General features: G+C 52.8%; 22 protein-coding genes. 4 read left to right on the top strand and 18 right to left on the bottom strand.

Going from position 1 to position 22,748, the window contains the following annotated elements; translation table 11 throughout:
* Positions 1 to 219: 219 nt before the first annotated feature.
* The 11 genes from sufU to FYJ84_RS05590 form a co-directional block, all read right to left on the bottom strand.
* On the bottom strand, positions 220 to 714 hold the full coding sequence (sufU, locus tag FYJ84_RS05640) for a Fe-S cluster assembly sulfur transfer protein SufU (RefSeq protein WP_154406623.1): 495 nt from the start codon (positions 712 to 714) through the stop codon (positions 220 to 222).
* A complete protein-coding gene (locus tag FYJ84_RS05635) occupies positions 704 to 1,957 on the bottom strand; it encodes a cysteine desulfurase (protein ID WP_154406622.1) in 1,254 nt (417 codons plus the stop codon). The genes sufU and FYJ84_RS05635 overlap by 11 nt, the downstream gene beginning before the upstream one ends.
* Positions 1,950 to 2,789 carry a SufB/SufD family protein gene (locus FYJ84_RS05630; RefSeq protein ID WP_154406621.1) on the bottom strand — a complete coding sequence of 280 codons (840 nt, stop codon included), beginning with the start codon at positions 2,787 to 2,789 and terminating at the stop codon, positions 1,950 to 1,952. Before FYJ84_RS05630 ends, FYJ84_RS05635 begins: the two co-directional genes overlap by 8 nt.
* A gap of 20 nt (positions 2,790 to 2,809) precedes the next feature.
* Positions 2,810 to 4,219 carry a Fe-S cluster assembly protein SufB gene (sufB, locus tag FYJ84_RS05625; RefSeq protein WP_154406620.1) on the bottom strand — a complete coding sequence of 470 codons (1,410 nt, stop codon included), beginning with the start codon at positions 4,217 to 4,219 and terminating at the stop codon, positions 2,810 to 2,812.
* 11 nt (positions 4,220 to 4,230) lie between these two features.
* Positions 4,231 to 4,986, bottom strand: a complete 756-nt coding sequence (gene sufC / locus FYJ84_RS05620) for a Fe-S cluster assembly ATPase SufC (protein WP_154406619.1) — start codon at positions 4,984 to 4,986, stop codon at positions 4,231 to 4,233.
* Between the two features lie 354 nt (positions 4,987 to 5,340).
* Positions 5,341 to 8,199, bottom strand: a complete 2,859-nt coding sequence (locus tag FYJ84_RS05615) for an ATP-binding protein (protein ID WP_154406618.1) — start codon at positions 8,197 to 8,199, stop codon at positions 5,341 to 5,343.
* A gap of 248 nt (positions 8,200 to 8,447) precedes the next feature.
* On the bottom strand, positions 8,448 to 8,900 hold the full coding sequence (locus FYJ84_RS05610) for a flavodoxin (RefSeq protein WP_154406617.1): 453 nt from the start codon (positions 8,898 to 8,900) through the stop codon (positions 8,448 to 8,450).
* 80 nt (positions 8,901 to 8,980) lie between these two features.
* Positions 8,981 to 9,631 carry a DUF3793 family protein gene (locus FYJ84_RS05605; RefSeq protein ID WP_154406616.1) on the bottom strand — a complete coding sequence of 217 codons (651 nt, stop codon included), beginning with the start codon at positions 9,629 to 9,631 and terminating at the stop codon, positions 8,981 to 8,983.
* Positions 9,632 to 9,977: 346 nt separating this feature from the next.
* A complete protein-coding gene (locus tag FYJ84_RS05600) occupies positions 9,978 to 10,238 on the bottom strand; it encodes a hypothetical protein (protein ID WP_154406615.1) in 261 nt (86 codons plus the stop codon).
* A 12-nt stretch (positions 10,239 to 10,250) separates the two neighbouring features.
* Complete coding sequence (locus FYJ84_RS05595) at positions 10,251 to 10,673, bottom strand: HI0074 family nucleotidyltransferase substrate-binding subunit (protein WP_154406614.1); 423 nt, start codon at positions 10,671 to 10,673, stop codon at positions 10,251 to 10,253.
* Positions 10,645 to 10,926: a nucleotidyltransferase family protein gene (locus tag FYJ84_RS05590; RefSeq protein ID WP_154406684.1), complete on the bottom strand. Its 282-nt coding sequence runs from the start codon at positions 10,924 to 10,926 to the stop codon at positions 10,645 to 10,647. The genes FYJ84_RS05595 and FYJ84_RS05590 overlap by 29 nt, the downstream gene beginning before the upstream one ends.
* Before the next feature lie 261 nt (positions 10,927 to 11,187).
* Between FYJ84_RS05590 and FYJ84_RS05585 the strand changes: the two genes are divergently transcribed.
* Positions 11,188 to 11,340 carry an aminoglycoside phosphotransferase gene (locus FYJ84_RS05585; RefSeq protein ID WP_154406613.1) on the top strand — a complete coding sequence of 51 codons (153 nt, stop codon included), beginning with the start codon at positions 11,188 to 11,190 and terminating at the stop codon, positions 11,338 to 11,340.
* Between the two features lie 62 nt (positions 11,341 to 11,402).
* On the opposite strand, the gene FYJ84_RS05580 is transcribed toward FYJ84_RS05585, so the two are convergent.
* A complete protein-coding gene (locus FYJ84_RS05580; RefSeq protein ID WP_154406612.1) occupies positions 11,403 to 12,095 on the bottom strand; it encodes a hypothetical protein in 693 nt (230 codons plus the stop codon).
* 6 nt (positions 12,096 to 12,101) lie between these two features.
* Complete coding sequence (locus tag FYJ84_RS05575; RefSeq protein WP_154406611.1) at positions 12,102 to 12,380, bottom strand: hypothetical protein; 279 nt, start codon at positions 12,378 to 12,380, stop codon at positions 12,102 to 12,104.
* 168 nt (positions 12,381 to 12,548) lie between these two features.
* On the opposite strand from FYJ84_RS05575, the gene FYJ84_RS05570 reads away from it, so the two are divergent.
* A complete protein-coding gene (locus tag FYJ84_RS05570; protein ID WP_154406610.1) occupies positions 12,549 to 13,196 on the top strand; it encodes a D-sedoheptulose-7-phosphate isomerase in 648 nt (215 codons plus the stop codon).
* Positions 13,197 to 13,302: 106 nt separating this feature from the next.
* On the opposite strand, the gene FYJ84_RS05565 is transcribed toward FYJ84_RS05570, so the two are convergent.
* From FYJ84_RS05565 to FYJ84_RS05545, 5 genes are all read right to left on the bottom strand, one after another.
* Positions 13,303 to 14,748, bottom strand: coding sequence for a TrkH family potassium uptake protein (locus tag FYJ84_RS05565; RefSeq protein ID WP_154406609.1), 1,446 nt, complete (start codon positions 14,746 to 14,748; stop codon positions 13,303 to 13,305).
* Positions 14,749 to 14,758: 10 nt separating this feature from the next.
* Positions 14,759 to 16,219 carry a TrkH family potassium uptake protein gene (locus FYJ84_RS05560; RefSeq protein WP_154406608.1) on the bottom strand — a complete coding sequence of 487 codons (1,461 nt, stop codon included), beginning with the start codon at positions 16,217 to 16,219 and terminating at the stop codon, positions 14,759 to 14,761.
* Positions 16,220 to 16,228: 9 nt separating this feature from the next.
* Positions 16,229 to 17,575 carry a Trk system potassium transporter TrkA gene (gene trkA / locus FYJ84_RS05555; protein ID WP_277009148.1) on the bottom strand — a complete coding sequence of 449 codons (1,347 nt, stop codon included), beginning with the start codon at positions 17,573 to 17,575 and terminating at the stop codon, positions 16,229 to 16,231.
* Positions 17,576 to 17,679: 104 nt separating this feature from the next.
* Entirely contained in the window at positions 17,680 to 18,831 is a 1,152-nt protein-coding gene (gene dinB / locus FYJ84_RS05550) for a DNA polymerase IV (protein ID WP_154406607.1), read from the bottom strand.
* Between the two features lie 194 nt (positions 18,832 to 19,025).
* Positions 19,026 to 20,258 (bottom strand): dicarboxylate/amino acid:cation symporter, encoded by a 1,233-nt coding sequence (locus FYJ84_RS05545; protein WP_154406606.1) that lies wholly within the window; start codon positions 20,256 to 20,258, stop codon positions 19,026 to 19,028.
* Positions 20,259 to 20,471: 213 nt separating this feature from the next.
* Between FYJ84_RS05545 and FYJ84_RS05540 the strand changes: the two genes are divergently transcribed.
* Both FYJ84_RS05540 and FYJ84_RS05535 read left to right on the top strand, forming a co-directional pair.
* Positions 20,472 to 21,374, top strand: coding sequence for a YitT family protein (locus FYJ84_RS05540; protein WP_154406605.1), 903 nt, complete (start codon positions 20,472 to 20,474; stop codon positions 21,372 to 21,374).
* Positions 21,375 to 21,674: 300 nt separating this feature from the next.
* Positions 21,675 to 22,613 (top strand): sugar-binding transcriptional regulator, encoded by a 939-nt coding sequence (locus FYJ84_RS05535; RefSeq protein ID WP_154406604.1) that lies wholly within the window; start codon positions 21,675 to 21,677, stop codon positions 22,611 to 22,613.
* The last annotated feature ends 135 nt before the right edge of the window (positions 22,614 to 22,748 follow it).

Raw genomic sequence — 22,748 nt, 5'->3', positions numbered from 1 at the left:
ATAGAAAACCTTTGTTGTACCTCGGTGCTTAGCGACTTGCAAGCCGTCAGGCGCAGCAAGAGCTTAGCATCCGCTAGGTACAACTAGGAGCGCGAGCGTGTTTTCTATGGGTAGCTGTCCCGCTCAGCCCATTTTTAATCTGAACAGAGTGCACAAACCCACAAAATTCATCCGTTAATGTTCTAGAAGTCTCGTACCTTCACGACGATAAACTGAAATTTATATCATTTCTTGGAGAGTGCGCCATGACAGCACGGCACACTTCACCCGTGCCGGCATCCGGGAGATATTCTTCAGTGCCAATGCCTCATCCAGTTCCTCCAGCTCGTCATCATCAGTAATTTCCCCCTTAATCATCTTCAGGAACAAATCCGCCAGATGACGCGCCTGCTCCACAGGCTCGCCTTTTATAAGGTCAATCATGATAGAGGTAGATGCCTGGGAAATGGCACAGCCGATGCCGGTAAAGGCAGCATCCTTGATAACGCCATCCTCCACCTGCAGCTCCAGGGTGATCTCATCACCGCAGCTTGGATTCCTGCCCTTCTGGGAAACAGTAGCAAATTGCAGCCTGTGCCTGTTCTCCACAGAGCGGCTATGCTCCGCAATCAGCTCCGTGTAAATGCTGTCCAGTCCGCCGATGCCGCCAGCACCTCCGACACCGCCCAGGCCACCCAGCCCTGCGTGATTGTCCGCATGGTTATTACTCAGCATAGCCCAGCACCCCCCTTACCGTGGACAGTGCTTCCAGCCAGCGGTCCACATCTTCCTTGGTATTGTAAAAATAAAAGCTGGCGCGGCAGGTGGCATTCTGCCCCAGATACTTCATCAGAGGCTGGGCGCAGTGATGCCCCGCCCTGATTGCCACTCCCTGGGCATCCAGTATAGTAGCCACATCATGAGGATGCACATCCTTCACGTTGAAAGTGATGATGCCGGTCTTGTTATCCTGCCGGGAATCACAGCCGTACAGCTCAATATAAGGCATGGCCTTCAGCTTCGGCAGGGCGTAGTCAATAAGCTCCCGCTCCACCGACTCCACGTACTCAAAGCCCACCTTTTCCAGATAATCAATGGCCGCAGTCAGCCCTGCCGCACCGCCCACATTCTGGGTTCCTGCCTCAAACTTGGCCGGCAGCGGCGCAAACTCCGTCTCCTGCTCCTCCACGTAGTCAATCATGTCACCACCCATCAAAAACGGCGGCATTGCATCCAAAAGAGCTTCCTTGCCGTAGAGGACACCGATTCCCATCGGTGACAACATCTTGTGACCGGAAAAGACGAAGAAATCCGCATCCATATCCTGCACATCCACCTTGATGTGCGGCACGGACTGGGAGCCGTCCACCACCATCACCGCGCCAACACTATGGGCCCTGGCAGCAATCTCCTTCACGGGATTCACCAGTCCCAGCACGTTGGAAACCTGCGCCACAGCCACCAGCTTCGTCCTGTCCGTAATTTTCGTCTCAATATCCCCCCGGGAAAGATTGCCATCCTCCTCCAGGTAGATATACTTCAGCACAGCACCCTTCTGGCGGCAAATCTGCTGCCAGGGCACCAGGTTGCTATGATGCTCGGAAATGGCAATCACCACCTCGTCACCGGCACCGATATTGCTCATGCCGTAGCTGTAGGCAATCAGGTTCAATGACTCCGTAGCATTCTTGGTAAAGATAATCTCATGGCTGTGCCTTGCATTGATAAACTTCTTTACCCGCTCCCTGGCATTCTCATAAATATCCGTGGCCCGAACGCTCAGTTCATAAGCTCCCCGGTGGGGATTGGCATTGCAGCCGCCATAATAGCTGCACATGGCATGGATGACCGACTCAGGCTTCTGAGTGGTGGCACCATTATCCAGGTAGACAATCTGCCTGTCATGCATCTTCTGCTGCAGCAGGGGAAAGTCCTTTTTATAATTCTTAATTGCATTATCTGCACTAATCTCACTCATCAGCCAGCCGCTCCTTTATATAATCATCAAGCTCACCATAAAGCTCCTCGTCACCAATCCTGTCCAGCACCGGGTTAAATGCCGCCTCAACCACCAGCCGCCTGGCCTCTGCCATATCCAGCCCCCGGCTCATGAGGTAAAACAGCTTGTTCTCATCCATCTTGCCGATGGAAACAGCATGATGCCCCTCTACCGCATCCTCGCCGGACAGCATCAAGGGCACGCTGCGGTTCCGCACCTTGCCGGACAGAACCATCACCTGCTCCTTCTCGTAGCCCTTGGAGCCCTTGGAGCCATGCCGGAAGTCCAAAGTCCCACGGAAAATCTTGTCCGCCTGCCCAAGAAGGGCACCGTAGACATTGAGGTTAGCCTCCGTCTGCCTGCCCTCCTGCACCAGCACATAGTTCATGTCCAGCTGCCTTGCCTCGTTACCAAAGTAAAGCACATGCACATCGGCACGGGACTCATCCCCCTGCAACAATACCTCCATCTTGCTGACAGACCTGGCTGCCCCGACTTCCACCGCCACAGCTTCCAGCCGGGCACCCCTGGCCAGCTCCACCGCCACCTGGCTCGCATGCCGCTTGTCCGTAGGCAGCAGCTGCACCACTGTCAGCTTCAAAGAGCCACCTTCTGCCACCTTGACATCTATCCTGCCCTGTCCCTCCTGACGGTACACCACCGTCAGCTCCCGGCTCTCACCAGCAGCCACGGACAGGGACTGCACATCATCTATATCCTGGGCAAGAACAGCATCTGCCACCCTCGCCTCATTGACACCCAGCCAGCGCCAGGTACGCATCGGGATTTCACTATAAATCTTTTCTGCCATCTTCATACCTCACGCCTTTCTCAGCCCATTGTGCCTTCCAGCTCAATATTAATCAGGTTGTTCATCTCCACCGCATACTCCAGGGGCAGCTCCTTGGCAATAGGCTCCACAAAGCCCCGGACAATCATGGCCCGCGCCTCCTCCTCACTGATGCCGCGGCTCATAAGGTAGAACACCGCCTCCTCGCTGATGCGGCCGATGGTGGCCTCATGGCCGATATCCGCCTCGTCCCCCTGAATATCCATTACCGGCAGGGTATCGGAGCGGGAAATATCATCCAGCATCAGTGACTCGCAGTTGACGGAGCACTTGGCATGGTGGGCATTTGGCGTCACCTTCACAGCACTTCTGTAGGTTGCCTTGCCCCCTGCCTTGGAGATGGTCCTGGTGCTGATATTGGCCGAAGTGTACGGTGCCGCATGAATCACGCTGGCACCGGTATCCAGGTTCTGCCCCTTGGAAGCAAAGGTCACGCCGGTAAACTCGCAACGGGCATGCTCCCCGTGGAGAATGCTGCATGGATACAGCATGGACACATGGGAGCCAAAGGAACCGGACACCCACTCAATAATACCGTCCTTCTCCACCAGGGCCCTCTTGGTATTCAAATTCATCATATTCCGGGACCAGTTCTCGATGGTGGAGTAGCGGAGCCTTGCCCCCTCCCCCACAAACAGCTCCACGCAGCCTGCATGGAGGTTGGTCACGTTGTATTTTGGCGCACTGCACCCCTCAATAAAGTGCAGGCTGGAATTTTTTTCCAAAATAATCAGCGTATGCTCGAACTGCCCTGCCCCTGCCGCATTCAGGCGGAAATAGGACTGCAAAGGAATATCCACATGCACCCCTTCCGGCACATAGACAAAGGAGCCACCTGACCACACCGCCCCATGGAGCGCCGCAAACTTGTGGTCCTTGGGCGGCACCAGCCGCATAAAATGCTCCTTGACAATGGGCTCGTACTCCCGTAATGCCGTTTCCATGTCAGTATATACCACACCCTGCTGGATAAGGCTGTCCTGAATGCTGTGATACACCACCTCGGAGTCATACTGGGCACCTACGCCTGCCAGGGACACCTTCTCCGCCTCTGGAATGCCCAGCCGATCAAAGGTGGACTTGATATCCTCCGGCACATCCTCCCATCTACCAGCCATTTTAGCATCCGGCTGCACATAGGTCACAATCTCCTCAATATTCAGCTCAGACAAATCCGGCCCCCAGGTAGGAAGCCTCAGGCTGTTGTACACCTTCAGTGATTCCAAACGGCGTTCCAGCATCCACTCCGGGTCATGCTTCCTGGCGGAAATATCCCGCACTACCGCCTCCGTCAGCCCTGCCTGGGACTTGTAGGCAGAACGGTCCTCATTCCTGATATCGTAGAGGGTACGCTCAATATCCTCCACAAAGGTCTTTTTCCTGTTTTCCATAGTCCTGCCTCTCAATCCTGCTTCAAAAAGCCGAAGCCTTCCCTGTCAATCTTCTCAATCAGCTCAGAACCGCCTTCCTCCACAATCCGTCCGTTCAAAAGCACATGCACCCTGTCCACGGAAAGCTGTTCCAGAATACGGGTGTTGTGGGTGATAATCAGGCAGGCATTCTCCTCATTGTGGAACTTCCTGACGCCGCTGGACACAATCTGCACCGCATCCACGTCCAGCCCTGAATCAGTTTCATCCAAAAGCGCCAGCTTCGGATTCAGAAGCAGCAGCTGCAAAATCTCGTTGCGCTTCTTCTCGCCGCCGGAAAAGCCCACGTTCATATACCGCCCGGCGTACTCCGGCTCAATCTGCAACTCCTCCATGGCAGCCTTCAGCTCCTTGCGGAACTTCATGATTTTCACCGGCTTGCCGGTAACGGCCTGCCGGGAGGCGCGGAGCATGTTCTCCACCGTGATGCCCGGGATTTCCTCCGGGTTCTGGAAGGACAGGAAAATCCCCCTGCGGGCACGCTCAAAAGTCTTCAGCACCTGCAAATCCTCCCCCTCGAAGCCGATACTGCCGCCGGTCACCTCATACTTCGGGTGCCCCATAATCACGTTCATCAGCGTTGACTTGCCGGAGCCGTTAGGCCCCAGAATAACATGGATTTCGCCTGCATTAATCTCCAGGTCTAACCCCTGCAGGATTTCACCCTTGTCCTGCCTGTCAGCCACCCCTGCACGCAAATCCCTGATTTCCAATAACTTCTTGCTCATAACAAACTCTCCTAATACACAAAACTAACAATAGTCAATACACAATACCAACGACAAAAAATAAAGATAAATCACGCAATGTTATTTCTTACTAAATTACTCAGAATTACTATTACCTATTATAAGAGTATGAATAACCCTTGTCAATAATCCCGAGGAAATTTATCGGAATTATTCCCGTTGCCGACCTAAAGCCCCCTCTGATGCCTCTCTCAATAAAATCCTCTCACCCATTCTCCCCAATAAAAAATCCCCTCTGCCGCCTTCTGTCTGACAAAGGGGATAATCCGCCACAAGAACAATAGCCGTCCTTGTAAAGCTTATGAAACCTATGAAGCTTATTTTATTTGCAGCTTATTTTACATATCTGGCAATCACCTGCAGCATAATCGCCACATCAATGGGCTTGCCCAGATGGTCGTTCATACCTGCCTCCAGGCACTTTTTCCTGTCTTCCTCAAAAGCGTTGGCAGTCATGGCAACAATCGGTATCTTTGCCTTGGCCTCATCAGTCATGCTGCGTATGGCACCTGTTGCCTGCAAGCCGTTCATGTTAGGCATCTGCACATCCATGAGCACCAGGTCATAATAATCCGATGCCGCCTTCGCCAGCATGTCCACGCACTCCAGCCCGTCACATGCCCTGTCCACCTGGCAGCCCATCTCCGTCAGGATGGCTATGGCAATCTCCGCATTCAGGTCGTTGTCCTCCGCCAGCAGGATGTGCCTGTCCCGAAGGTCAGCCAGCTGCCCGGCCGCATTTTCCTCCTGCTCGCTATTCTGCTGCTCTGCCAGCCGGAAATACACAACTATTCTAAAGGTCGTGCCCCTGCCCGCCTGGCTTTCCACCTGAATGGAGCCGCCCATCAGGTCCACCAGCTTCTTGACGATAGGCATGCCCAGGCCGGTGCCGATAATCTTGGACTCCGTAGTATTCCTGGCACGGGAAAACTCGTCAAAGATATGGGGCAGAAATTCCTCCGACATGCCGATGCCCGTGTCCCTGACCTCAATCTGGAACCTGCCGTAGCCCTGCCAATCCGAGTGCTGCTCCCTGATTTCCAGCCATATCTTGCCCCCGGACGGCGTATACTTCACCGCATTGCTGAGAAGGTTCAGGAAAATCTGCCGTACCTTGGTGGTATCAACATAGGCATCGGGATGCTCCACCAGCACTTTAGTCTGCAAAATCAGGTTCTTTGCCCTGAGGCTTGCCTCAAAGACCGCCCGGACATTCTTCACCAGCTCATGCACGTTGATGACTTCCTCGGACAGGGTTTCCTGGCCGCTCTCAATCCGAGCCATCTCCAGCACGTTATTGATGAGGCTCAGCAGAAAATCCCCCGAGGACTGAATTTTCGCCACATAGTCATTAACCAGCTCCGGCTTGTCCTTGTTCTTCTTCAAAAGCTCCGTAAAGCCCAGGATGGCATTCATAGGCGTCCTGATATCATGGGACATATTAAAGAGGAAATTTGTCTTGGCACGGCTGCCTTCCTCGGCCTGCTCCAGCGCCCTCTGCAGCACATAGTGGGTCTTCTTCTCCGTCCTGGCTGCCCGGACATACATGACCGCTACTGCTACAGCCAGCACCGCAATCAGGCTCAGGATAAAAATCACCAGAAACTGATACTCCGCAAAGAAATCCGCCAGGGTGTACTCATACATATCCTGCTCATATGTCCTGATATTCACCATGACATAATCATCCGGCAGCAGGCTCACGCCCCGGTTCAAAAGGTTCAGGAGCTCCGCCGAGCCCCCTGCCACGCCAAAGCCCAGCATAGCTATTTCCGAAGTAGGGGACACATTCAGCATCTTGTACCTGCCCTGCCGCAGCAGGGGATAGGTACGCATGCCGTTCAGCAGCGTGCCGCCTGCACCGCCGTATTTCACCGCATCCAGGCAGCCCTCTATCGTATCGTAGAACAAAATCTCCGCCTCGGGATAGATGGAGCGGCTGGCTGCCAGCTGCATGTAGTTGCCCCGCACCACGGCGATTTTCCGTTCCTTCGCCTTGGCGTACTCACCGGCGTAGACAAAATCAGAGCCCATGCTGACCACATCCGCCGTACCTGCCAGGCCGTACTGCTCTGCCACCCACATGTCGCTGAACACCGGGAAAATCACATCCAGCTCCCCTTTATGCAAGTCCTCCGCCATGTTGGAAATGCTGCTATAGCTCCTGTAGGTAACCTGGATTTTCTCCCCCAGCCCCAGCAGCTTCATCATTTCCGGCAGGATTTCCTTGACGATGCCCGTTGCCATGCCGTGCTCATCCGTGCCGGAAAAAGGCATATAATTGCTCAGTATGCCCACCCGCAGCATATCGTGCTCCGCCACCCACTTCTTTTCTCCTGCCGTCAGGGTTGCTGAAACATTGGAGCGGCGAAAATACTTGTCCCCCAGCTGCTTGGTCAGCGCAGGCATTACCTGATGCAGGCTTTCCTGGGCATAATTCAGGTCCTGCAGCAAATCCTCCCTGCCGGCTGTCACGCAGAGATAAAAATCCTTGGTGCCGACACTGACAAAGGACTCCAGGCCGGTATTGGCAATAACCCCGATGCTGGGCTCTCCCAGCACCGCATCCACCGTCCCCTCCTGCAGGGCGGCAATGGCGGCCCCCGTATTGCCATAGGCCAGCACCTCCGTCCGAAGGTGCTGCTGCTTCACAAACTCCCTCAGGCTGCTCTCCACGATGCCTGCCACCGTGCCCAGCCGCTTGCCGTTAAAGGACGCAGGATCTTCCGTTATGGAGCTGTCCCCGCTGCGCTTCAGGAAGATGTACTGTGCCTGTCCCATGGGCAGCTCCGGATACAGAAACTGCCCGGTACGCTCCTCCGTCCAGGACAGCCCTGCAAAAACATCAATCTCCCCCTGCAGGAACATCTTATACAGCTCCGGGAAGGAGCCGTACACATACTCATATCGCCAATTGGCATAAGGAGCCAGCCGCTGATAATACTCATAGCAGTAGCCCCGCTTCACATTCCCCTCGCCGGCCCCCTCCTGCCAGTCAGGCTCCTGATAATACGCCACCCGGACGATCTTCTGCTGATAATTGCCCTCTGTCACCCTGCTGCCACTAACAGCCACCGTTGCAGGCGAAACAGCCGTGGGCAGCAGCCACGCCGCCCACAGCCAGATTGCCCCGCAGAAACCAAAAATCCACCCCAGCCTGCCAGCCCATGTCCACCGGCATTTCTTCTTCATAGCCGCTCATCGCCTTCTATAACTTCTATGGTTTTTATTTCCAAAGCATCTCGCAAAGTATCCCGAAAAATATTTCTCAAAAAAATATCACAGCACATGGCAAAGTACCAAAAATACTTGCACCACATACTGTGATATTCGACACAGGGGTTGAAAAATCCTCTTAACGATAGAAAATAATATCTGCTTTTTTATATTATCCGTCAGGTAGTTTCATCTCTTAGCTCTTTTGCCCTGGCAGGCTTCTCCTAGCTATTTGCCCTGACAAAATCCTCTGCAAAGCTCCTGCACCCTGCCAGTGCCTCATCATCCGGGGTATTGTTGACGATTACCCCGTCCCCGAAGACCTTGGCACCGTGCTCCTTGCACCTGTTCTGCCAGTCCTCCATCCATTCGCCGCTGCCCCAGCCATAGGAGCCGAACAGCCCCACAGGCACACCTGCCAGATTCTTCTCCAATGCAGTGAACATAGGCTCAAACTCCGCTTCCTCCAGCACCTCGTTGCCCATGGCAGGACAGCCCAGCAGCAGGCTGTCAAAATCCGCCAGCTTTGAGGCAGGGAAAAAATCCGGCGTCAGGAGCTCCACCTCCGCACCGGCAGCCTTCGCCCCCTCAGCCATGGCCTTCGCCATCAGCTCCGTATTGCCGGTACCGCTCCAATATACAACTGCCAACTTCACAAAAAATCCACTCCTTCTCATAAAATCACAAAAATCTGCTTATAATACCTCTACAGCACAAGAATCTGCCTGTCATGCCGCAGCATCACAAAAGCTCTCTGTCATGCCGCACTGCAAATCATGGATTGCAGGCTCGCGCCTTCCTGCAAGCTGTCATATATCTTTCTGATACATGCCGCATAGCAGTGAAACAAGTGCATAACCGCCTTTTCATTATCATAAACCTTCCAAAAGCCGCACTGGCGGAAATTCTGTCCTCCATACCGGATAAACCCTTCCACATCATGAGGGGGATAGCCAAGGAACAGCCCTATCTCATGGGGAAAGCGCTCCCCTGCACCTGTGCCCCTGCCGCCAGAACCAGCATCTGCACCTGCACAATCCTCTGTTATGGTACACCTGCCGCCAGCCCCTGACGTCTGCATCCTCTCTTTCAGGTGCTGCAGCAGCTCATCCAAAGAGCCCCCGGAAGGATAGCCGCACTCTGCCAGTAACACCTGAGCCTTGCTGCGCCTCAGAAGACGCTGCAGCACCACAGGCCGGTATATCAAAAGCAGCACATGAGCCCTCTGGCGGCGAAGCTCCAGCACCTTCAGCCCCTTGCACTCAAAGCATTTTTCATACAGGTCAAAAAATCCCTGCAGCTCCGCCAGGCTCCTCCCCGGCAGCGCCACCATGCTGGCAGCCTTCAGCCCCGCCAACGTGGGCGCACAGTGCAATGCCAGTAGCTGGTCAAACTGTTTCCTGTCCATCTTATCACCTCTCAATTGAGTATAATTATCATTTACATGATTAATATAACACAATTGAGAATGATTTTCAAGATATTTTTCTGATAATTTCCATAACTACAAAAGGACTGCTGTACCAATATTATAATACAGCTGTCAGCAAATAACAAAACTATTCAAACAGCGAGAGGATAATGTTTATGTAGTACCTGTAACCTCCCTGAAGCCATGACAAAAAACGTTCTGCCAGCCTTGCATCAGTCACCGCCCTTTTCCCGCCCATGAAGCAATAGCTAATCCCCTGCTTATTTAACGCTAAAAGACTCCCTCGATAACGGGGAGTCTTTTTTACATGATTTCCTCTCATTCAGTATATATGGTATGTCTTCCAGGGAATTTTATCCAGCGGCACAGTCTTCAAAAAATCCACAATATCTTTCCTGCCATAGTAATGGGGATTGCCCTCCCTGTCCTGGGACATGAGAATAATGGGCATATTGGGAAAAAACGGCGCAATGGACTGCCGGAACCTGATTGCCCGCACCGTATACTGGGTAACTGTCTGCTTGACCACCACAATGGCAAAAGTCACCCCCTGCTCAATAATCACCGCACCATGTACTACCATAGCCTCACCTCCCTAAAAATCATCCTGAGCAGCATCTGCCAGTACGGCTTCCGCCACATCCCTGAAGTCCTCCAGCCTGCCTATATACACCTTCACAATATCCTCACAGTATTTCTCAACTATCTGCCCGTCATAGTCATGAGCCAGCTGATTGCACACCTTGAGCATCTCCATCCATATCTCGTCATCTATCAGCTTCGCCCGGAAAGCAGCACGCAAAACATCCCTGGGAGAACCTGCCACAAAATCAATGATGGCATAATGCTGCACCAGAATATCCTTCATGACCTTCCAAGCCAAATCAAAGGTAATAGAAAACTTGGCACCAGTGCCACTAAGCACAAAGGAATCACTCATATCCCTTGCCCTTGCTTCCGCCAGGCTGGCAAGGGATTTTTTGTATGAATCAAATCTTTTCCTGCATTTCTCGTCCATATTTTGCAATATCCTCCAGCAAAAGCTCATTGGCACAATCATCCAGCGAAACCAAATCAATCTTGTACAGCGTAGGCAATTTCTCCAGTGCCTCCCGGAGTGCCTCTACATCCTGCACCCCGCTGACTGCGATATCTATATCGCTCTCCGGCAGTGCCATACCCTTCGCCCTTGAACCAAACAAAACCACGCGCCCTGCACCATGCTCCCGGCACAGTGCCACCGCCTCTCTCAGTACCTTATCTGCATCCATCACATCCAGCAATCCTTCATATCAGCCCTGTCACTTACAATACTACTCCATGATAAATATTATGAGACAAAACCTTCATATCGTCAACAGCACTACCAGCACAAATTTGCAAGCTAGCATTATCTCCTTGCCTCAATACTGCACGGACGAAATTCGTTTACAAAAATTTTTCAAAAGTGAAGGCAGATAAAATGCCCCTTGAAAACAAGGGGCGTTTGTTATACAATGAAAAATATTTTTCTGAAAAGGAGACGATAAAACATGGCACTAAGCCCGGAAGTACGCAGCAGGCTGCAGGCACGGATTGATGAGCTGAAAAAGCGCATGCAGTACGATGCCAATGACCTGGACTACGAAACCCACCTGAACCAGGTGCGGGAGCTGCAAAAAATCATCACCGCAGCCAGCAAATAACCCGCTAAAATATCACCAGCTGTGACAGGCACAGCAAAACCACGCCCTGCCTACCTGACAAATCACATACGGCGGTACTTGTCTGCCGTAGCCTTCGGGTCATAGTCAGTCCCCATGCTGCTGCCAACCGGAGACACATTCACCAGACCGTCACCATCACGGCGGATATCAGTCACAACCGGTGCATCGTTCATAGCACCATACTGATTGTACTGATTGCCCTGAGGCTCGTTGTAGCGCTCATAGCCGCCATTGCCGGCAGTTTCGTTCTTTTTTCCCATAAAACGGCGCACCAGCATCATAATCAGCTTAAAGGCAATAACGGCAAAAATAATATTAAACAACAGCCCCATGGCATCTGCCAAAAAGCCGCCGCCAAAGCCAAAGAGATGCCCCAGCATGCTGCCCAGCATCATGCCGCCAGCCAGCAGGCCCATAGTGCGCAGGGCATTGCCCCATTTGGTGCCGGTGTTGGCAGCAGCTGCATTGGCGTTGGCCGCAGCGTTGTTATTTGCCTTGGCGGCAGGAGCCTTGTCCTTCAAATCGCTTGCCTTCTTGGAAGGCGCATATTCCTGATTTGGCTTGTCAGCCTTCTTGGTGGCAGGCGCGGAAGCCTTCGGGGCAGCCGCCTTTGGCGCGGAAACCTTCGGTGCAGAAATCCTGGCACCGCCCTTTGCCGCATCAGCCACACCGGCAGACGCCGAAAACAGGAAGGCTGCCACTGCCAGCACAGCACCTATCTTTTTCATCCTCATAATCTCTTAGTCCTCCTTGTAAGACTTGATATCCTCCGGGAAAGCATACAGCTCACCCAGGGTGTCCAGCTCCCCTGACAGGTAGCGGTCAATATCATCCACATCAATGTACAGCTTGCAGTCAATATCCAGATACCCCTGCTCATTGGCTCCGCTGAGCTTCACAATATCCATCAGCTTCTCACGCAGCTTCTGGCACTCGCTTGCTTTGGCATGGATGTCCAGCTTTATCTGCGGCACGCCATACTCCCTGATTACCTCATTCAGAGTCATTCTCTGTGACATATTCTCAACCTCATTTCCACTCAAATTGAACATTCGCAAAGTCTGGTTTTTACAAACTTTAACTTTTTGACTTTTTAATTATATCATAGACATATATAAATTGCAATTTTTCTCGTTTTGCATTATTATACTATTGTTAGCGTTGACAATAGAAAGGACTGATGATATATGAAGGACACCACCCTTGCAAAAATTGATAACCTGATTGAGCGTTACCCTGCCCTAAGCGTGTGCCGCCAGTCTATTACCGAAGCCGTGGAGGCTCTCTGCACCACCTACAAAAACGGCGGCAAGGTCATTGTCTGCGGCAATGGCGGCAGTGCCTCCGACTCCGAGCATATCGTAGGGGAGCTGATGAAGGGCTTTGTCAAGAAGCGCCCTATAACAGATGAGCTCTATGAGAAGATGAAGGCAGTCTGCCCCAACGAGGCTGACTACCTGCGTGACAACCTGCAGGAAGCCCTGCCGGCCATCTCCCTGATGAATGCCGTGGCATTGAACAGCGCCTTTGCCAACGACCAGGCGCCTGACCTGGCTATGGCGCAGCAGGTACTGGGCCTTGGCCGCCCGGAGGATATCCTCATCGGCATCAGCACCTCCGGCAACTCCGCCAACGTCATTTATGCCGTGCAGCTGGCAAAAACCCTGGGCATCAAAACCATCGGTCTTATTGGCAACCGCCAGTGCCGCATGCAGAACCTCTGCGATATCGTGATTGCCGCCCCTGAGCTGGAAACCTACAAGATTCAGGAATACCACCTGCCAATCTACCACCTGCTGTGCATCGCGGTGGAAAACGAATTTTTTGAGAAATAAAACAAAAGCATCGAAAAACTCCCTTGCAGACTAGCCACCTGCAAGGGAGTTTTTTGATGCTTTTGTTGATATTTCCTGCTCTTTTGCTGACGATTGTGCCAGTTATTTACCAGTTGCTGTCACGCTTCCAGAACCCTGGCTGCAGCATGGCAAGGAAAGTAAAAATCTCCAGCCTGCCGATGACCATGCACAGGCAGCAGACAACCTTTGTCATATCCGGCAGATCATAAAAGGTATAAGCCGCGCCAAAGGCTACCCCCATGTTGCCCATGCAGGACAGCCCCAGCATGACGGAGTCCACCACCGGCAGCCCGTCAAAGTTGAAAAAGCATGCCGCAATCAAGGCAATCATCACATACAGAAAGAAAAACCGTGCCACCCGGAACACCACCGTAGAGGACTGGCTCTGGTCCTCCAGCCGCACCCTGGCAATGCTGTTGGGGTGCAGCTTTTCCTGGATAATCGTCCCCACCATCTTCCAGAGGATAATCACCCGGGACAGCTTCATGCCCCCTGCCGTGGAGCCTGCACAGCCTCCTGTCAGCATGGCGATGATGATGCAGAACTGGGAAAATGCCGGCCACTGGTCAAAGTTGCAGGTTGCCAGCCCCGTAGAGGTCATGATAGACGCCATCTGAAAAGCCGCATGGCGCAGGGCTGTACCACCATCCAGCCCCATGATATTGGTCAGGTTAAGCATCACCAAAGGGGTAACAATCAGGAACATCAAGATATATACACGGAACTCCGTGTCCTTCAGGATGTGGCGGTAACCCTTTTTCCAGCCCATAAAATACAGCCCGAAATTGCCACCGCCAATCAGCATAAAAATAATCAGCACAATTTCCACCGGCAGGCTGTTGAAGTCCCCGGCACTGCCGTTGGTGGTAGCAAAACCACCTGTAGCCACAGCAGACATGGCAAGATTTACCGCATCAAAGAGGCTCAGGCCGCACAGCAGCAGCAAGGTCAGCAGCACCAATGAAAACGCCACATACATAATGAGCAGGGCGTTGGCAGTTTCCTTTATCCGGGGCACCACCCGGCTCTCAGAGGGACCTGCTCCCTCCGCGTTGAACATCCGCGCCGCACCGCTGCCCGGCTGGGGAAACAATGCAATAAAAAGCACCACAATGCCCAAGCCCCCAACCCAGTGGGTCACTCCCCGCCACAGAATAAGGCTCCTGGGCACCACATCCAGGTCACTTATCACGGAACCACCGGTACAGGTCAGCCCCGAAAAGCTCTCAAATAGGCTGTCCACCAGATTGAGCTGATGAGATGCCAGAAAAGGCAATGCCGACACCACTGGTATCAAAAACCAGGCGATGCCGGTAATGGCAATTCCCTCCCGCAGGGTAAGATTTTCATGCTCCAGCCTGCCATTGTTGTAAAAATAAACACTCACACCAAGACTCACCAAAATTGTCCCGGCAAAGTCCATAGCGCAGTCCTCACCCCATAAAAGCGCCATCACGAAGGGAACCCCCATGGAAAAGGTAACAAAGAACTGCAGGCGGCTCAGTACATACGCAATAACCTTCAAATTCATCGCATTTCACCTACCACTGCCTTTCCTGAAGCCCGTTCCAGGCTCCATGCACAATCAGCAGGAAGGTAAACACGTTTACCTTGCCTATGACCATCAACATACTGCAATACAGCTTCACCCAGTCAGGCAGGTTCCTGACCTCACCGGCATCCAGATGGAACATCATCATGGGACCGGAGCTGGTAATGCAGGCAATAGCCACATCCATGGTCTGCTGCATATTCAGCCCTGACAGGGAAATCACCAGCAGGGACACCAGGATGGTGACGAAGAACATGAAGAAATAGCCCAGTATGCGCTCAATAATCTTCTGAGGCACTGCCTTGCCGTCCACCTGGATATGCACCACCATGTGAGGGTGCAGGGTTCTTTTCAGCTCCGCCAGGGAGCTTTTCAAAAGCACCTGCAAGCGGAAAATCTTGAAGCCGCCGGAAATGGAACCAATGCAGCCGCCAATCAGCGCCATGCACATAAGGAAGAACTTGTCCACATCATCCCAGTGATACATGCCCTCTGCCATGATGCCGTTGGTACAGCCGAAAGACACCACATGAAACAGGGCGTTGCTGATGGCATCCCCCGCATCATAATACCCCTTCAGGTAGAGATGCGTGGCAATAATCGCCGTAAAGCACAGCACCAGCCCGGCAAAAATCCTGGTCTCGCTGTTTTTCCAGGTCTGATGAAAGGCGCGGATTTCCTTGTGATCCACCGCCTGCCAATAGAGCAGGATATTGCAGCCTGCCGCTATGACACCGAGAATAGCAGTAACCGCTACCCAGCCGCTGACCGTAATCTTTGCATCCGGGGTATAGCAGCCGCCGGTAGAAATCGTCACCAGGGACATATTTACCGCATCGTACATGGACAGCCCGCAGAACCAGTAGAGCAGGATGCCCCCCAAAGTCACAGCAGAATAAATTTTCAGCAGCTTGACAGACGTCCTGTTGATACGCCTCAGGGTAATAGCCCCGGTGCGCATGTTGCCGGACAGGATAAACGCCGTACCAAAGCAGCCGCTGGTGCCCGGCAGCACCGTACTGAGAAGCAGAAGCACCATATAGCCTCCCAGCCACTGGGACAGGCTGCGCCAGAGGATAATGGCATCATCCGCCTCGTAGGGCAAATCCATGACGCCTGTAGTGGTAAAGCAGGAAATGCTGTCAAAAAAGGCATTGGCAATGCCCAGGTCCCCGTCAATATAATAGGGCAGTCCCCCGAATATGGACATGACCCACCAGCAGACAGCCAGGAATGCCGCCCCGTCCAGCACGCTGAGGCTTTCCTTGTACCCTCTCTCTGCCATGCCGATGAGCCATATCCCTGCCAGCAGGGCAATCAGCACCGAGGCGGCAAAGGCGCCTGCCGACTGCTCATAGCCATGATAGAGGCTGTAGCCGAAGGGAATGAGCTGCAAGCCGCTGCACATGAGGATTACCCTGCCCATCAGCAAAAGAACTAATCTATTCATTGTCAGCCGTCAATCCTTTTGAAAATATTTCAGCACATTCTTGGAGTGCTTGACCTTTACGATAATAATCGCCCTGTCACCAGGCTCCAGCACTGTATGGCCATTAGGCACAAAAGCCTCGCTGCCCCGCACATAGCCGCAGACCAGGCACTCCCGGGGCAGTGCCGCATCCATCAGCTTCTTGCCTGCCACCCTGGCACCTGCCTGCACAACTACCTCTATAGCCTCCGCCTTGGCACCCTCCAGCAGGGAGACGGACACTATACCACCCCGGCGCACGAAGGCAAGCACTTCGCTGGCAGCCAAAAAGCGGGATGAAAGAACGATATCTACACCTACCTTTTCCATCAGCTCGATATAATCATAGCGGTCTACCTTGACAATGGTCTTCTGCACCCCCATGTGCCTGCCCATAAGTGCCAGCAGCAGGTTCAGCTTGTCATCACCGGTCAGGCAGATCATCACATCCGCATCCGCCACCCCCTCGGCCTGCAGCAGCTCCAGGTTGGTGCCATCAGCATTGATGGCCATGCTGTGGCCGGAAAGCTTCGCCGCTATCAGGCGGCATCTCTCACGATTGGTGTCAAAAATCTTCACCTGCACATCCTGCTTATCCAGCTCCAGTGCTGTAAACCGCCCGGCACGGCCGGCACCGATAATCACCGCCCGGCTCACCTTCCTGGCATCGCTCCGGACCAGGTTCTTGCTGAAGCTCTCTATAGCCCCCTTTTCACCTACGAAGTACACGTTGTCATGAGCCATCAGGCAGTCATCGCCGTGAGGCACAATCATGCGGTGATCACGGAAAATCATGGCAGCCAGGATGGACTTGGGTATGTCCAGATCCTTCAGGGGAATATTCGCCAGAGGGGATTTGCGGCGCACCTTGGTCTCAAAAAGGCGCACCCTGCCCTCGGCAAAATCCTCCACGTTGAGGGCTGCCGGCACCATGAGGATGCGGTTTATCTCCATGGCAGTGATGTACTCAGGGTTCAGCATCAGGTCGATGTCAAAGTTCGCCTTGAGATATTCCTTCGCCTCGGACATGAACTGCATATCCCGGATACGGGCAACAGTATGGACGATACCGTGCTTCTTGGCCAGTATGCAGCAGACCATGTTCACCTCGTCGCTGCCTGTCACAGCAATCAGCATATCTGCCCCCTGCACATCAGGGTCATCCATAGTGATGGGGCTGGAGCCGTTGGCAGCTATGGTCAGCACATCAAGGTTCTCCTTGATATTTGAAAGCTGCTTCTCCTCCTTGTCTATGACGACAATATCATATTCTTCCTGGGATAAAAGCTCTGCAATGCTGTATCCCAGCTTGCCTGCTCCTACTATTACTACACGCACAACATTTCACCTCAAAATCAGTGCCCTGTCACCACACCTGTATGCTTCTACGCTTCTCCATATATATTACAATTTTTCAAATAATATTTCCAGCTTTATGATATTTACCTCAGCAAGTTTGCTCTTGTAATTCCAAGGCTGCCAAAACGCTTGTTGATGCTGTCAATGGCATCATAGAGCCTTTCCTGCTTTGCATTGTCCGCGGCAAAAAGGGACATTTCCTCGTGGGCATCAAAGCCGGAGGCGGACACCCCCATGAGGCGGATGCCATAAAAAATCCCCAGCTCCCGAAAGAGCTCCCGTGCCGCCCGATAGATATCATTGTCAAAGCCGGACATCTCCGCCAGCTGCTTCTGCCTGGTAAAGGTCGTAAAGTCATGCTTTCGCACCTTGATATGCACGGTCTTGGCCCGGACCCCCGCCTGCCTCAGCCGCCACCCAACCTTGACCGAAAGCTCCAGCAGCACCTGCTCCGCCGCCTCCTGCCCTTGAATATCCTCGGGAAATGTAATCTCATTGCCAATGGACTTGGCAGGCTCTCTGGGAGCCACCGGCCTGTCATCCTGCCCCCGGGACAAGGCGTAGAGATGCTTTGCCATGCTGGGCCCCAGCCGCCTCTCCAGCTGCCTGTAATCAGCCTGCAAAAGCTGCCCGATGCGCATAATCCCCATATCCGCCAGCACCTGATTTGATTTCTTGCCAACGCCCCAGATTCTGCTGACCGGCAGGGGAGCAAGCACCTCCTGCACCCTGTCCTCCTCAATAATCGTCAGCCCGTCCGGCTTCTCCAAATCCGATGCCAGCTTGGCCAGAAACTTGTTGGGCGCAATACCGGCAGATGCCACAATCCCCGTCCTTGCCCGGATTTCCTCCTTCAGCTTCATGGCATACTGGCGTGGGCTCTCCATCAGCCGCTCCATGCCGGTCAGGTCAAGGAACGCCTCATCGATGGACAGGGGCTCCACCACCGGGGAATACCTGTCAAATATCTTGAAAATCTCCCTGGACACCTCGCTGTACCGCCGGAAATTCCCTTCCACAAAAATCCCCTGGGGACAGAGCTGCATCGCCCTTGCCGTAGTCATGGCAGAGCGGACGCCGAACTTCCTGGCCTCGTAGGAGCAGGTGGACACCACGCTGCGCTTGCCCAGCCCTGCCACAATCACTGGCTTGCCCCGGTATTCCTCGTGATCCAGCTGCTCCACCGAAGCATAAAAGGCATCCATATCCACATGCATCACCAGCCGCTTTGCCATCCTGGCAGCCCCCTTTCTCATTGCCAAAGCATACAAAAACAAACCTACAATCGCCCTTTCTATACATTATACAACATACATACGAAAAAGCAAGCAAAAAATCCCCCGGACGGAATTTAGCCTTTCAGCCTGCCGCCCGGGGGATTGCATCTCTATACGACTTGTTTGATATTTTTTACAACGCCCTGTGCCACTCAGGTTTCTTCGCGGAACCTGTCCACAATGGTGGCGCACGCCGCATCGCCGGTGATATTTACTGCGGTACGCAGCATATCAAAGATACGGTCAACACCAAAGAGGATTGGCAAGGCATCAATCGGAATACCGGCAGATACCAGCACGGCAACTACCAGCAGGGTAGGCCCCGGCACACCAGCCTGACCTACAGCACCCAGAGTGGAGGTAATTATAATGGCAATATACTGGCCAAAGCTCAGCTCAATGCCATACATCTGGGCAATAAAGCATGCCGCCATAGCATAATACGCCGCATTGCCGTTCATGTTGATGGTGGCGCCCAGCGGCAGGGCAAAGGAAACCGTACCCTTGTTCAGCCCGAATTCCTTCTCACAAGTATTCATGTTCAGTGGCAGGGTTGCCATGGAAGAAGCCGTTGAGAAAGCAAACACCTGGCATTTCCACATGCTCTTAAAGAACTGAACATAGCCGATTTTCTTGGAGAAAAGAGCCACGGAGCCGCCAATCATGCCATAGGTGACGATGGCAAGCACCACCACATACAGGCCTACCAGCTGCATGATTTTTACCAGCACATCATAGCCGAAGGTACCTGTAGCGTCAGCCATCAAGGCAAATACACCCACAGGAGCCACATACATGATGCCGGTCATAATCTTGATGAAGATTTCCGTAAAGTAGTTGAAAATCTTCATCATAAAATTCTTTTTCTCATCCTCCAGCATGGACAGGGCAAAACCCACAAACAGGCCAAATACAATGGTCTGCAAAATATTGCCCTCCACCAGTGCCGCAAAAGGATTAACCGGCACGAAGCCGATAACCGTCTCCCAGAAGCCAGGGATGGAACCGCTCTGGGACATGTCCACATCAATTGCCGCCCCGGAAATAGCCGACATGTTGATGCCCACGCCAGGCTTTGCCAGCTCGCTGGCAATCAGCCCCAGCCCTACAGCCACGGCAGTAGTCACACCGTAGTAAATAAACGTTACCGCACCGATTTTACCGGCACTCTTGGAGTTGCCCAGGGAAGCCGCGCCCCCCACCAGTGAAAAGAACACCATCGGCACGACAACCATCTTGATGAGCGTCATGAACAGGTCACCTATCGGTGCCAGCGCATGAGCCTCCTTGCCCATTACCAGGCCTACAACGGCACCCAGCACAGTGGCGATAATAATCCACTTGCCGAGGCTGCCAAGCCCTGAGCCCTCGGATTTCTTTGACATAATAAGTCCCCCTTCTAAAACACTGCAGCAGGCTGCACGCTCCAAAATACGCCGCCTGCCGGCAGGGCTCCCCTAGCTGCCCCGCAAAAATATTAACTGCATATATATTATACCATTTATGCAGGGTTATTGTATACTTTTCCCATAAGCTGGACAAAAAAAGCTCATTTCTTATATAATAAATAGGAAAGAAAACGACAAAGGTGGTATTCTATGACAGATCTTAAACAGGAAACAGCAAAAACCTTCAGGCCCATCCTCAGAAAGCGGAAAAAAGCCAAGGACTGGATAAAAAAATACTTTCTGCTCCTTTTGGGCTCCCTGATTTACACCACGGGACTGGAAATTTTCCTGGTGCCCAACAACATCATCGATGGCGGCGTGGTAGGTATCTCCATCATGGCAAGCCATCTCACCGGAGCTCCCTTCGGCGTGTTCATGATCCTGCTGAACCTGCCCTTCCTCTACATGGGCTACAAGCAGATAGGCAAGTCCTTTGCCATTTCTACCGTGGTATCTATCGTAGCCATCTCCGTGCTCTCGGTTTACTTTGAGCCCATCCCCAGCATCACCGGCGATTACTTTCTGGCGGCTATCTTCGGCGGCATCATCACCGGCGCCGGCGTGGGGCTGATCATCCGCCACGGCGGTTCCCTGGACGGCACGGAAATCGTCGCCATCATCATTGACAAGAAAACCACCTTCTCCGTCGGCGAGGTTGTCATGTTCTTCAACCTCTTTATCCTGGGGGCGGCAGGCTTCGTCTTCGGCTGGGACAAGGCCATGTACTCCCTGGTAGCATACTTCGTCATCTCCAAGATGATTGACGTCGTAATAAAGGGCCTGGACGAGTCCTATGCCGTCATGATTGTCTCCGATGAAAACGAGGAGATTGCCGATGCCCTCATGCACAGGCTGGGGCGCGGCGTTACCTTCCTCCACGGCCAGGGTGCCTACACCGGCGATGCCAAAAAGGTGCTCTACTGCGTTGTTACCCGTCTTGAGGTGGGCAAGCTGAAGGATATCGCCCTGGAAAAGGACGAAACCGCCTTCGTTACCATCAATCCGGTGCATGACATTGTAGGCGGACGCTTCAAGAAGAAATCCATCCATTGACAGCCTGACGCAAAAATCCAAAAGAGATGCCATTGTGCCTTGTTTGGTACGGCATCTCTTTTTTATATTTATTGTGCATGAGTTGGACATTTATTTAACACGATATTTACACAAATTCAAGACTATGATAAAATGTATTTACATTATTTTTTGACGATTTTTCAAATTCATCACACCGAAATGAAAATTTTTTCGCAAAAACATCAACTTTTTGTGCAAAATCCTTGATTTTTGCTCGAATAATGTTCATAATAACTAGTGGAATTTGGAATAGTAAACCATCACCTAGGGGGAAAAGACATGTATCGCGATAAGGACAAGCTGGCCATCAACGTAGCCAAGCTGTATTACCGTTCTGATTATAGCCAGCAGAAAATTGCTCAGGAGCTAGGCGTATCCAGGCCTTCCATCTCAAGGCTTTTGCAGTATGCCAAGGACAAGGGCTATGTGAATATCCAGATTGTGGATCCGGTAGAGGATATGAGCCATATGGAGCAGCGTCTGAAGGACAAGCTGCACCTGAAAGACGTAAAAATCGCGTCCTCCACCATCAATGACGAGGAAGAAATCAAGAAATACATTGGCATCACCGCCGCCCGGTACCTGGACTCCATCATCAAGGACGGGGACATCATCGGTGTCGGCTGGGGAACCACCCTGTACAACATGTCGCAGGCACTGGTGCCAAAGGCGATAAAGGGCTCACAGGTGGTCCAGCTGGAGGGCGGCGTCAGCCATTCCGAGTGGAACAACTATGCCCGGGAAATCCTGGAGAGCTTTGCTGCCAACTTTGATACGGTGGCACAGTACATGCCGCTGCCGGTTATCTTTGATACCAAGGAAACCAAGGAGCTGGTAGACAAGGACCGCTATATCAAGAGGGTGCTGGAGCTGGGGCGCCATGCCAATATCGCCATCTTCAGCGTAGGGACGGTCAGGCCAAATGCCCTGTTCTTCCGCCTGGGCTATACGGGCATCGAGGAGCAGGAGAAAATCCAGAAAAGCTCCGTAGGTGATATCTGCTCAAGGTTCTTTGACGTGGAGGGGCGCATTTGCAACCGTGACCTGGATGACCGCACCGTGGGCATTACCCTCAGCGAGCTGCGGGACAAGGAATTCAGCATCATGATTTCAGGCGGCGAGGCCAAAATCAACGCCATCAGGGCAGCCCTCAAGGGACGCTATGCCAATGTGCTGATTACCGACCAGTTCACCGGCAAGGCACTTTTGGAGGACTAAAAAAGCATTTGAACTACTCCCTCCTAACGCTTAGCGTTTGAGGAGGGAGATTCCCACTTCTACGAGAACAGCCTTCTGCCTTAGCAAAAGGTCTTACACACTCTCCGTGGGCGTTAATTTCCGTAGTTCCTACGG

Origin of the sequence: Anaerovibrio slackiae, assembly GCF_009695585.1 — a bacterium.
GTDB lineage: Bacteria > Bacillota > Negativicutes > Selenomonadales > Selenomonadaceae > Anaerovibrio > Anaerovibrio slackiae.
The sequence above is the reverse complement of the archived record's forward strand: the minus strand, read 5'-3'. Positions and strand labels throughout refer to the sequence as shown.

What these genes read in the sequence shown, in the direction of transcription:
- FYJ84_RS05595 (WP_154406614.1), bottom strand. Translation starts at nt 10,673, where the DNA reads ATGGACGAGAAATGCAGGAAAAGATTTGATTCATACAAAAAATCCCTT.
- FYJ84_RS05580 (WP_154406612.1), bottom strand. Translation starts at nt 12,095, where the DNA reads ATGAGGATGAAAAAGATAGGTGCTGTGCTGGCAGTGGCAGCCTTCCTG.
- FYJ84_RS05545 (WP_154406606.1), bottom strand. Translation starts at nt 20,258, where the DNA reads ATGTCAAAGAAATCCGAGGGCTCAGGGCTTGGCAGCCTCGGCAAGTGG.
- FYJ84_RS05575 (WP_154406611.1), bottom strand. Translation starts at nt 12,380, where the DNA reads ATGTCACAGAGAATGACTCTGAATGAGGTAATCAGGGAGTATGGCGTG.
- FYJ84_RS05610 (WP_154406617.1), bottom strand. Translation starts at nt 8,900, where the DNA reads ATGAGAAGGAGTGGATTTTTTGTGAAGTTGGCAGTTGTATATTGGAGC.
- FYJ84_RS05605 (WP_154406616.1), bottom strand. Translation starts at nt 9,631, where the DNA reads ATGGACAGGAAACAGTTTGACCAGCTACTGGCATTGCACTGTGCGCCC.
- FYJ84_RS05635 (WP_154406622.1), bottom strand. Translation starts at nt 1,957, where the DNA reads ATGAGTGAGATTAGTGCAGATAATGCAATTAAGAATTATAAAAAGGAC.
- FYJ84_RS05630 (WP_154406621.1), bottom strand. Translation starts at nt 2,789, where the DNA reads ATGGCAGAAAAGATTTATAGTGAAATCCCGATGCGTACCTGGCGCTGG.
- FYJ84_RS05570 (WP_154406610.1), top strand. Translation starts at nt 12,549, where the DNA reads ATGAAGGACACCACCCTTGCAAAAATTGATAACCTGATTGAGCGTTAC.
- sufU (WP_154406623.1), bottom strand. Translation starts at nt 714, where the DNA reads ATGCTGAGTAATAACCATGCGGACAATCACGCAGGGCTGGGTGGCCTG.
- FYJ84_RS05615 (WP_154406618.1), bottom strand. Translation starts at nt 8,199, where the DNA reads ATGAAGAAGAAATGCCGGTGGACATGGGCTGGCAGGCTGGGGTGGATT.
- FYJ84_RS05600 (WP_154406615.1), bottom strand. Translation starts at nt 10,238, where the DNA reads ATGGTAGTACATGGTGCGGTGATTATTGAGCAGGGGGTGACTTTTGCC.
- FYJ84_RS05535 (WP_154406604.1), top strand. Translation starts at nt 21,675, where the DNA reads ATGTATCGCGATAAGGACAAGCTGGCCATCAACGTAGCCAAGCTGTAT.
- sufB (WP_154406620.1), bottom strand. Translation starts at nt 4,219, where the DNA reads ATGGAAAACAGGAAAAAGACCTTTGTGGAGGATATTGAGCGTACCCTC.
- FYJ84_RS05585 (WP_154406613.1), top strand. Translation starts at nt 11,188, where the DNA reads ATGGCACTAAGCCCGGAAGTACGCAGCAGGCTGCAGGCACGGATTGAT.
- dinB (WP_154406607.1), bottom strand. Translation starts at nt 18,831, where the DNA reads ATGGCAAAGCGGCTGGTGATGCATGTGGATATGGATGCCTTTTATGCT.
- FYJ84_RS05565 (WP_154406609.1), bottom strand. Translation starts at nt 14,748, where the DNA reads ATGAATTTGAAGGTTATTGCGTATGTACTGAGCCGCCTGCAGTTCTTT.
- FYJ84_RS05540 (WP_154406605.1), top strand. Translation starts at nt 20,472, where the DNA reads ATGACAGATCTTAAACAGGAAACAGCAAAAACCTTCAGGCCCATCCTC.
- FYJ84_RS05560 (WP_154406608.1), bottom strand. Translation starts at nt 16,219, where the DNA reads ATGAATAGATTAGTTCTTTTGCTGATGGGCAGGGTAATCCTCATGTGC.
- sufC (WP_154406619.1), bottom strand. Translation starts at nt 4,986, where the DNA reads ATGAGCAAGAAGTTATTGGAAATCAGGGATTTGCGTGCAGGGGTGGCT.
- FYJ84_RS05590 (WP_154406684.1), bottom strand. Translation starts at nt 10,926, where the DNA reads ATGGATGCAGATAAGGTACTGAGAGAGGCGGTGGCACTGTGCCGGGAG.